The 10,744-nt window shown below is 30.5% G+C and carries 8 protein-coding genes and 1 pseudogene; 8 read left to right on the top strand and 1 reads right to left on the bottom strand.

Features of this window, described 5'->3' with window-relative positions:
• A partial coding sequence (locus B0A58_RS16680) for a hypothetical protein (RefSeq protein WP_207758856.1) occupies positions 1 to 216 on the bottom strand: 216 nt, incomplete at its 3' end.
• Positions 217 to 281: 65 nt separating this feature from the next.
• On the opposite strand from B0A58_RS16680, the gene B0A58_RS14475 reads away from it, so the two are divergent.
• The 8 genes and pseudogenes from B0A58_RS14475 (at position 282) to B0A58_RS14510 (ending at position 10,715) form a co-directional block, all read left to right on the top strand.
• A complete protein-coding gene (locus tag B0A58_RS14475) occupies positions 282 to 635 on the top strand; it encodes a hypothetical protein (RefSeq protein ID WP_243389509.1) in 354 nt (117 codons plus the stop codon).
• A gap of 345 nt (positions 636 to 980) precedes the next feature.
• Entirely contained in the window at positions 981 to 1,190 is a 210-nt protein-coding gene (locus B0A58_RS14480; RefSeq protein ID WP_089081636.1) for a helix-turn-helix domain-containing protein, read from the top strand.
• Complete coding sequence (locus tag B0A58_RS14485) at positions 1,181 to 2,161, top strand: restriction endonuclease subunit M (protein WP_089081637.1); 981 nt, start codon at positions 1,181 to 1,183, stop codon at positions 2,159 to 2,161. Before B0A58_RS14480 ends, B0A58_RS14485 begins: the two co-directional genes overlap by 10 nt.
• A 3-nt stretch (positions 2,162 to 2,164) precedes the next feature.
• A complete protein-coding gene (locus B0A58_RS14490) occupies positions 2,165 to 6,124 on the top strand; it encodes an Eco57I restriction-modification methylase domain-containing protein (RefSeq protein WP_089081638.1) in 3,960 nt (1,319 codons plus the stop codon).
• 19 nt (positions 6,125 to 6,143) lie between these two features.
• The gene (locus tag B0A58_RS14495) at positions 6,144 to 7,583 is read left to right on the top strand and encodes a DUF7380 domain-containing protein (RefSeq protein ID WP_089081639.1); all 1,440 of its coding nucleotides are present in this window, start codon (positions 6,144 to 6,146) and stop codon (positions 7,581 to 7,583) included.
• Positions 7,574 to 7,912: a DUF4209 domain-containing protein gene (locus B0A58_RS14500; protein WP_133063153.1), complete on the top strand. Its 339-nt coding sequence runs from the start codon at positions 7,574 to 7,576 to the stop codon at positions 7,910 to 7,912. The genes B0A58_RS14495 and B0A58_RS14500 overlap by 10 nt, the downstream gene beginning before the upstream one ends.
• A gap of 796 nt (positions 7,913 to 8,708) precedes the next feature.
• Positions 8,709 to 9,842: pseudogene (locus B0A58_RS14505) on the top strand (S41 family peptidase).
• A gap of 411 nt (positions 9,843 to 10,253) precedes the next feature.
• On the top strand, positions 10,254 to 10,715 hold the full coding sequence (locus B0A58_RS14510) for a DUF3805 domain-containing protein (RefSeq protein WP_089081641.1): 462 nt from the start codon (positions 10,254 to 10,256) through the stop codon (positions 10,713 to 10,715).
• Positions 10,716 to 10,744 lie beyond the last annotated feature (29 nt).

A 10,744-nucleotide genomic window follows, 5' to 3' on the forward strand; every position in this document is an offset into this window, starting at 1 on the left:
AATAAAAACTAAATCCCTGATAGTCAGTTTTCTATCTCTAGTAAATACCCCTTCACTGCCGTCTTTTGAACAGCTGACGAATGCTTCGTTATTAAGCTCATAGTCAATATTTAATGTTAAATTTTCTCTATATTCTAATGTTTTTAATGCAATAGAGTTACCCCCTATATACCCTGTAAATGTAAATATAAAAATTATAACTACAAAATAAATCAAGTAATAAATTCAGAAAAAGTGCCTATTCTATTGGCTTTTTTATACATTTGCTTAACTTAACGACATTGATTAAACTTATTACATTAATATTTGGTACCATAATCCTTTTATGTATTTGTTTACGTGGACAGTTTACGCATGAGAAATTTAACTCTAAAAAATGGAAAAATGCTGACCAAAATTTAGAAGAAAATTGGAGCATTCGCTGGGATATGATGAATAGTTTGAGAAATGAAAAAGAACTTATTGGAAAATCGTATGAAGAAATTATAAAGATTTTAGGCAAACCCGACAATGAAAGTAAAACTGAATTATATTATAGTTTAGGTTACACAGGAAACGGAATAAATACAGGAAAATTAAAAATAGAAATAAACACAGAAAAAAAAGTAACAAATATAAAAGTTAGTGAAAGATAAAAAACCGAACAGCTAACAGCAGTTTGCAAAATTGCGGGTTTTGGGCTTAATTTAAAGTTGGTTTTGTACTTTTGGAGTTCGGTGTTTAATCGAAAGTTTTGGGTTTACAAATCCCCAACTTCATAAATATGCAAAACGTTATCGCTCAGTGTAAAAAGCCGACCCGCAAATGGCACATTTGGTTTTTTCCGACACTAAAGCCAACGCTCAAAAAACCAAAAGAGCCATTTTTTTGCCAACGCACAGACAGGGCAATTAGATAATTATTCAAAACATTTATTATCTTGAAAAACGAGATACTGGAAAATAAAAACTAAATTTGCGACTTGACATCTTTAGACGAAAATGAACAGAATTAAAGAAGTACTTGAAGAAAAAGGAATTAAGCAAACTTGGTTAGCCGAACAGCTTGGTAAGAGCTACAATATGGTGAACGGTTATGTGCAAAATCGACAACAACCAAGACTTGAAGTGCTATACGAAATAGCCAACATTCTAAAAATTGATGTAAAAGAACTTTTAAAAACTAACGAAGAAGTATACAAGTGCAAGTAGTTATCGACATATTAGAAAATGAGTTAATCGAGAAGTATCCTGACATTCTCGCAATACTACTTCGTGACCAAACCTCTCAAAAAAATATTTTTTGGGCGACAGACAATTACGAACACTTCGGAGATTCATACAGATTCAATTCTGAAATATTACCTGAATTAATAACAGGAGAAAAAGGCAATGTAATAATGCCTAGGGTTCATAAAGACAAAATTCTACAATTATCTCGCTCCAAAGAAATGGCAGAAGTTTTTACGCCTTCTTGGATATGTAACGCACAAAATAATTTAGTTGACGATTCTTGGTTTGGAAAAGATGACGTTTTCAATAAAGAAATCCTGAAAAAGAATGGCACTAAATCTTGGGAGACAACAAAAGAAAAAATAGTTTTTCCTAAAGGTAAAACTTGGCAAGACTATGTTCGTGATACTCGATTGGAGATTTCTTGTGGAGAAGCACCTTATCTTGTTAGCAGATATGACACTACAACAGGTGAGTTTATTAAAATCGAGAACAGAATCGGGATTTTAGACAGAAAGTTAAGAGTTGTAAATGAGAATTTGGACTCAATTAATGAATGGTTTGAAGCGGTTGAAACCGCATATAAAAGCACTTACGGATTTGAATGGCAAGGAGATAGTTTGCTCTTGGCTCGTGAAGCATTGCTTATAACATTCATTGAAAACTTTACCCACAAATTTGAAACTGAACCGCCAATTGATTACATACAAAATATTGCAGAAATCATTTCTTGGAATATTTGGCAAATGGACGGTCTGAAAGGTGTTATTCCGAATAGTTGTAAAGATGAAATTATAGACATTTCGGATTTTTTTGAAACCAAAACAGAAATAAAAAAATGCAAAGGTTGTGAAACTCAAAATATAAAGTCACACAATGGCATTTATTGCAACATTATGGATTGGGATATAGAAAAACCGATAAAATTTATATCTCTTTTAGAAAAGTAAAATATGCCAGAAACAAATAATATAAATGTAGATATACTTGATGATTTAATCATTGGAAGAGTAGAACCTCAAATCTATGCTTTTACAACCGAAACAATACCGAATTATCTAAAAGTTGGCGATACCTACCGACCAATTGAAATGCGATTGAATGAATGGCGTAAATACTTCCCTAACCTTGAAAAGAAGTTTGGAAATGTTGCAAAAGTTGATGACGAAACTTTTTTCAGAGATTATGCAGTTCATTTTTTTCTTGAAAACGAATTAAAAAGAAGCAGATTAAAGCCTAACGCTTTAAAAGAAATCCCATACTACTCAAATGAGTTTTTTGAAAACGCAACAGAGGACGATCTAAAAGAAGCAATTGAAGATATAAAAAGCGGACATCAAAACAACCAATCAAAATATCAATATTATCGCTTTGACGAAAGTCATATTCCTATTACACATACGTACACAAGAATAGAAGAATATCCACTAAGACCCAATCAACAAAAAACAGTAGATAATTTTCGAAAAGCTTTAAATAAAGGCAGAGCCAATTTGTTGATGTATGCAGTAATGCGTTTTGGCAAATCATTTACCTCAATGTGTTGTGCTGTTGAAATGGGAGCTAAACTTGTCGTTGTAGTTTCTGCAAAAGCTGATGTGAAAGAAGAATGGAAAAAAACGGTTGAAAGCCATATTAAATTTGATGGCTATTGTTTTTTAGATAGTACTTCTCTCCTAACAAGCGATACGATTATTGCCGAAAAACAAAAGGCAAAAGAAAAAATCGTTTTATTTCTGACCTTACAAGACTTGCAAGGAGTCGAAATAAAATCAAAACATAAAGAAATATTTGAAAATCAAATTGACTTATTGCTTATTGACGAAACACATTTTGGAGCAAGAGCAACTGAATATGGAAAAGTCTTAAAAGAGGAAAATTTAAGTGCTAAAGAAATAAAAAGCGAATTAAAGCTCAATGACAATACTTTAGACGATTTAGAAATTACCAATAAAGTTTTTAATGCAAAAATTCGCATTCATCTTTCTGGTACTCCTTATCGTATTTTGATGAATAGCGAGTTCACGAATGATGATATTATTGCATTCTATCAATTCACAAACATTGCAGAAGACCAAGAAAAATGGGATTTAGAAAATCTAAATAAAGATGAAATCAAAGAATGGGATAATCCTTATTATGGTTTTCCTCAAATGATTCGCTTTGCTTTTAATCCCAATCAATCTTCCCGTAAAAAAATGGAAGAAATGAAAAAGAAAGGTGTAACCTATGCTTTTTCAGAACTTTTCAGACCGCAATCAATAACCATAGACAAAGAACATAAGCTTCATAAAAAATTCAAATACGAACAAGAAATACTTGACTTGCTAAAAGTCATTGATGGTTCAGAAGAAGATGCCAATTTATTAAGCTTCCTAGACTACGATAAAATTAAAGAGGGCAAAATGTGTCGTCATATTGTTTGTGTTTTGCCTTACAGAGCATCTTGTGATGCATTAGAGAAATTAATTGAGAACAACAAGTTTAAACATCTTAGCAATTACGAAATCATAAATATCTCTGGAGTTGAGAACGAAAAAAACTACAAAGACACACAATCAGTTCAAGCCAAAATAAAAAAATGTGAAAGTGAAAATGTAAAAACTATCACTTTGACAGTAAACAGAATGCTCACAGGTAGCACAGTACACCAATGGGATACTATGCTTTACCTAAAAGATACCGCTTCTCCACAAGAATACGACCAGGCAATTTTTCGTTTGCAAAATCAGTTCATAAAAATTTTCAAAGAGCCGAATGGTGATGTGGTCAAATTCAATATGAAACCACAAACTTTGTTGGTTGACTTTAACCCCAATAGAATGTTCCAAATACAGGAACATAAATCACAGATTTACAATGTAAATACTGATAAAAACGGCAACAGTTTATTAGAAGAACGAATCCGCAAAGAGCTTGAAATATCTCCAATTGTAGTTTTAAACAACAATAAAATTGTTCAAATACAACCTGCTGATATTTTGGATGCTGTTCGAAAATATTCGAGTAGTAGAAGCGTATTTGATGAAGCTACAACTATTTCCATTGATATGTCTTTGTTGGATATTGACGCAATCAAAACCGAAATTGAAAGACAAGGAAAAATTGGTTCTCGTCAAGGATTAGAAATTCCACCATCAAAAGGCGAAGGAGACGAAATTGATATAGATGATACTTCCGATAGTGATGAGGACGAAAATGAAGAAAATGCAAAATCCAAATCAAAAGATGATGAAGCAGTAAATGATTACAAAGGTCAATTTGCTATGTATTATGCAAGGATTTTATTCTTTGCATTTTTGACAGATTCAAGAGTTAAATCTTTACAAGAAACCATTAACCACATCAGAGAGAATGCTGATAATTTGCGAATAGCTTCAAATTTGAGCCTTGAAATCACCATACTTGATTTGTTTCAAAAGCACATCAACCCATTTATTTTAAGCGAACTAGATTATAAAATTCACAACATTAATTCATTAGCCAATGATTCCGCAATTTCTCCAATAGAAAGAGCGAGTAATGCAATGAAAAAGTTTAGTCGCTTGTCAGATTCAGAAATTGTAACCCCCGAATTTGTTACCGACAAAATCATAAACGGTTTGCCAGCCAAAGCCATTGACAAGAATACAATGCTTTTAGATATTGCTTCCAAACAAGGCGAGTTTGTATATGCCGTATATAAAAAGTTTGGCAAAGAAGTAGCCAACAAATTCTACTCAATACCAACATCAAAAATTGCGTATGAGTTTACTAGAAAAGTGTACAGGCTACTTGAATTAGATGTTAAACTAATTGAAGCTAACTACACATCTTACGATTTAATCAATGAAAACAAATTCATTGAAAAAGAAACCATCAAAATAAACAACAAGAAAATGAAATTCAATGTAATAGTAGGCAATCCGCCTTATCAGCAAAGTGACGGTGGTGCTCAAGCAAGTGCCAAACCAATTTACAATCTTTTTGTAGATGTAGCAAAGCAGTTAAGTCCTAGCAACATTGCTATGATTATGCCTACAAGATGGTTTGCAGGTGGTAGAGGATTAAATGAGTTTAGAGACCAAATGCTTAATGATACTCATATTTCGGAACTACACGATTTCCTGAAACCTGAATTAATTTTTCAAAATATAAACCTGAGAGGTGGCATCTGTTATTTCCTTTGGGACAAAGCGTATGATAACACACAAGAATTAACTAAAGTCTTTACTTATAGAGATGATTTAATTCCAAAAATGAACAATCGTAGCTTAAAAACAGAAGACTCTGATATACTTATTAGACACAGTATAGGTATTGAAATGATTATTAAAATTAACTCACATCCTGATTTTGAATCTTTTGAAAAACATATTTCATCATTAAGACCTTTTGGTTTTAGAGGGTATTTTACAAAAGATGTAAAATTTCGTGAATCCAAAAAAGGATTGAATAACCCTGTTATTTGTTATGGAAAAGGTAAACAAACTGGTTTTCTAGAAAGGGAGGAAATTACTAAAAATACAGAATGGATTGACAAGTTTAAAGTCTATACACCAAGAGCAAATAACATTGGTACAGAATTAAATGACGATAATCTTAATTCATTTGTAGGTATTCCAAATACAATTTGTACGGAATCCTATTTAGTAATTGGTGTTGACCTAGAGTTAAATCAATCGTCTGCAACAAACCTTTGCAAATACTTAACTACAAAATTTGCAAGATTTCAACACAGTCTAGGAAAAGCAAGTCAAGATGCGACTTCTAAAACTTTCCGTTTTGTGCCTACTCAAAACTTCACATATAATTCAGATATAGACTGGAGTAAATCGACAGTTGAAATTGACAAACAATTGTACAAAAAGTATAAATTAACAATGGAGGAAATTGAGTTTATGGAAAGTATGATAAAATCAATGGCAGAGTAATCAAAGTAATATTTAATGTATGGACTTTCAAAACTTATATGAATATTACGAATACCTTGAAAAAGATACTAATTTCCAGTATTTGGATTTAAATAAATATAAATTTATCACGGCTCTACGAGATAAGTCAGAAAACGAAAATACTAAAAAACTTTGTTCGTATGAGTTGTTTTTTGCTGACTTTGCAATAGAAAACGGCATACAAGTTCCAAAATTTCAAGTAGGTGAAAACGCTTATCCTACATTGGAATTATTTGACGATAATTTTGATTACATCAAAACAAGAGCAAACAAAGTACAAAACCCAAAATACAAAGCAAAATACAATCATTTACTTTGGTTAAGCTCACAGAAACACATTGATTTTGCCAAAGAAGCAATTGAAAGTTATTTATTACTTTTAAAAAATTCTTCGTTTTCAGTTGAAGATAATTTGCAATGTTTTTCATTTGGCAAGTACTTCAAAAATTTTTTTATCCTTAGCCAAACTGTAAACCATAAAAAAGATGAAAGTATAAGTTATTTGGTTTCGCTTTTGGAAAGTGATAAACTAAACGATTTTACAAAGTATTCATTGATGGATTTTATCATTGAGAATGGTAAAAAAATAGATTCTTCAATTACTCAAAAATTCTTCGATTACTCAAAAAATAAAATTTCCAATTTAGACGAAAGGGTTTTAGAAAGTTATTTAAAATTACTCGTGATTCTTAGTCAAAAACTTAATTCTTCACCAAGTGAATTTCATGAAAAATTAGGTGATTATCATATTTCCCAACTTGAAAATGAAAAAAACAAAGGTTTTATCGCTCATCATTATTATACAAACGCTTTAGAAGAATATAAAAAGGCTAATAATAAAGAAAAGATTGAGCAAACCGCTGTTTTATTGGAGCAAGCAAAAAAGACTATTGACCTTAAAAAAGTTTCCTTTGAATTGAAAGATGAGAAATATAATAAGCTTTTAAACCAATGGTGGGATTCTATTAAGGAAAAAGCCACACAATTAATCGAAAACGGAAATTCTAAGGATATATACGGTTATTTGATTTTAGATAATTTATTACCTAAAGCTGCTGTTTTGAATGAAGAAATAAAACCTGTTATGCTTGATTTAGTTTCAACAATGACATTTGACATTAACAAAAACGTCAGCAAAAAGAAATCCGGTGTTATCAACCCTTATTCACTTCATATAAATAATTTTACTATCAATCATATTGGGCTTGTTGTTTCAAAAGGATTTAAAAGTGGCAAAATTTCATTTGACAGTTTAGTTAACTACTTAAAAAATGATTCTTGGTACGGTCAAGATTTTACTTATTTGGACACTAACAAAGAAACACAAGGATTTAATTGGATTGAATTACTTACTCCAGCATTACAAAGCTTCTTTGTTCAAACTGAAATTGATTTAAAACAAATAAACATAATCCACAAGGCTACATTTTGGCAATAGACAGTTTGGTATTGAAATTTGAAGGTCTTTTACGTGAATTATCCAGAATGATTGGTGCTCAAACAATAGAAATTAAAGACAACGGTACAGAAGAAAGGATTGGTTTCGACAAATTATTGGAGAATGAAAAGCTAAAAGCATTGATTCCAGAAGATGATATTGCTTTTTTTAAGTTTTTGTTCACTTCAAGCGGAATGAATTTAAGAAACAATGTTGCTCATTGCTTTTTTACGACTAAAAATTATACATCCGCAGTTATGCTTTTACTAATTGTTGCACTGTTAAGGCTTGGTAATTATAAACTTGAAACGAAAGAAAAAGAATCATAAAATGGAAATTCCAACGCTTCACAGCCACACTCATTGCCAAGTCGCACCAGCCCAATCTCAAGCCAAAACTTGGCGGCAGCGTGTGTCTGTCCAACCGCACGACCAAAACGACCGACAAACCAGCGGACGAAAAAGAACACCGAAGCGATAACATCACCTATACGCAAGCAGGGGTTTCGTGCTTCGTAGGACAGGTAAGTGCTAAATTTAAAGTTCAGTTTTTCGCAGGAAGTTCAGTTGTTAAATTCCCTGCCTGCGTATAGCTGAGAACCGTCAGGCTGTGAAAAAACCCTGTTTATAATCCAAAAAACCAAAAAAAACGCTGGTTTTTGAATGTAATAGAAGCCATTTGCGAAAGGGTTATTTTTAAGCCGCATTATTTTGTTGCCAAAAAACGTGGGCTGTAAAACGATGTTTTGAGGTGGGTTTGGGTGAAAAAAACTATTTTATTTCATAGTTTTTTATTATTTTTGAAAAAATATTAAACGTCAAGTTTTTTCACAGACTGACGTTGGCAGAGATTTTTGGAGAACGAAGACGAAAACAAAAACGAAAAAGATATATGAGATCAAATATAAAACTACTAATTTTTACAATATTCATTTCCAATATAACATTTGGACAAAAAGTTTGCAATGAATTTTACAATAAAAAATTTAGTAAAAGTGAATTAGTTGCAGACATAGAATTTATAAAAGAAAAAATATTAAATGCACATATAAATCCATTTACAGAAATTTCAAAAGAAGAATTTGAAAAAAATATTATTCAAATTGAAAATTCATTAAAAGACGGAATGACTCAAAAAGATTTTTACTTTTTAGCAAAACCAATTTTTGTAAAATTAAACGATGAGCATAGTGGTTTAAATGATTTTTGTATAACTGATAGCATTAAGAACAATATTAAATTTTTTCCTTTAAGATTTAAATATGAAAATCAAAAAGTTATTTTAACTGAAAATTATAGTGGTGAAAGCATAAATAATGGTGATGAATTGTTATCTATAAATGAGTTTTCTATTGAAAATATAATTGAAGGCTGTTCAAATCAAGTTTTTGGTATTTCTGAAGAACGAAAAACTATTGCAGTAGAAAAGTTATGGCTATATTTATCAAAATTCTGTTTTTTCATAACTGATGATTTTAATTTAAAATTTAAAAGTGGAAAAATAATATTAATTAAAGGACAAAATTGGGAAGAATTAAACAAAAACGTACAACAAACAAAGAAAAAAGATACTAATATTTCAATTTTAAAATATGAAAAAATTAAAGATTTTGGTTATCTAACAATAAACTCATTTAATGATAAACAAATAAAATATGATAAATGGGAATTGAAAATTGATTCGATTTTTTCAAAAATTAAAAATGACAAAGTGCAAAAACTCATTATTGATGTTAGTAATAATGGTGGAGGAAATTCAGCTATTGGAAATTTAATAATTGATTATTTCTCTAATAAGAGTTACAAAGATTATGGTGGAAAATGGAAAAAAAGCAAAGAGTATTCAGACTTTATGAAAAAAAATGATTTTGAATATGCACCATATGAAAAATTACAAAATGGTGAATTAATGCCTCTTGTTTCAGATGAAAATAAACCTTCAAAAAACAAAAATAGGTTTAACGGTAAAACGTAAATTTTAGTAGGTGAAAACACCTTTTCGAGTGCAATGATGTTTGCAATAATGGTTTTAGACAATAATTTAGCAACTGTAATTGGAGAAACTCCTAGCAAAGGACATCCTAATCATTTTGGTGAATTAATTGGATTTATTACTCCAAATACAGAATTAAATTTTAGGTTTGGTGTTAAAGAATGGATTAGACCTTCAGGGAAAACTGAAAACAACAAATTAATTCCAAATATAATGATTGACTTGCATAATAAAACAAAAGAAGAAATAGTCGAATTGCTAAAATAAAACCATCTGCCAACAACAGTTTGCAATAATGGCGGGTTTTGGGCTTAATTTAAAGTTGGTTTTGTACTTTCAAAGTCAGTGTTTAACCGAAAGTTTAGGCTTCCTTAATCCGCCACATCGCCAAGCTGCCAAACGTCAGGCTGTGAAAAAACCCTGTTTATAACCAAAAAAACGCTGGTTTTTGAATGTAATAGAAGCCAATTGCGAAAGGGTTATTTTTATGCCGCATTATTTTGTTGCCAAATAATGTGGGCTGTAAAACGATGTTTTGAGGTGGGTTTGGGTAAAAAAAACTATTGTATTTCAATGTTTTTTATTATTTTTTAAAAATATTTAACAACAGTTTTTTCACAAACTGACGTTAGCAGAAAGTGCAGAAAAAATCAGTAGAAAAAGAAAAACAAAACAGAAATGAAGCAAATTTTAACTCTTATAATTCTTGTTTCTTTTAGTAATTGCGGAAAAAATATAAAAATGAAAAAATTCAATTCCGAATATAATTATTCAGTAAACATTCCTGAAAATTGGAGTGAATATGAAACTGATGAAAAAAACACAAATGCTTTTTTTGACACAACTCAATGGACAGGAAATTTAAGAATAACTCCAATGAATTATGAAATCAAAAATGCAAAGGGATTTTTAAGAGAAATATTAAGAGAAGAAAACGGCCAAAATATAGATTGGAAAAATATACAAGGAGTTTACTATGTTGAAAATGTAAAAAATGAAGAAATAAATTATTGGTGTTTAATAGAAAAGAACAAACTTTACATTTGCTCTTTTACTATTGGAAATCTTAATGGAAAAAGCGAAATTGAAATGGAATTAAAAAAGATTGTAGAAATATTGAAATCAATTGAAACTAAATAAAGCACCATCTGCTAACAGCTAGAGTTTCG

Source organism: Flavobacterium branchiophilum NBRC 15030 = ATCC 35035, from assembly GCF_002217205.1.
Taxonomy (GTDB): domain Bacteria; phylum Bacteroidota; class Bacteroidia; order Flavobacteriales; family Flavobacteriaceae; genus Flavobacterium; species Flavobacterium branchiophilum.

Coding starts and splice junctions, on each gene's coding strand:
- B0A58_RS14480 (WP_089081636.1), top strand. CDS start 981: ATGAACAGAATTAAAGAAGTACTTGAAGAAAAAGGAATTAAGCAAACT.
- B0A58_RS14490 (WP_089081638.1), top strand. CDS start 2,165: ATGCCAGAAACAAATAATATAAATGTAGATATACTTGATGATTTAATC.
- B0A58_RS14495 (WP_089081639.1), top strand. CDS start 6,144: ATGGACTTTCAAAACTTATATGAATATTACGAATACCTTGAAAAAGAT.
- B0A58_RS14510 (WP_089081641.1), top strand. CDS start 10,254: ATGAAGCAAATTTTAACTCTTATAATTCTTGTTTCTTTTAGTAATTGC.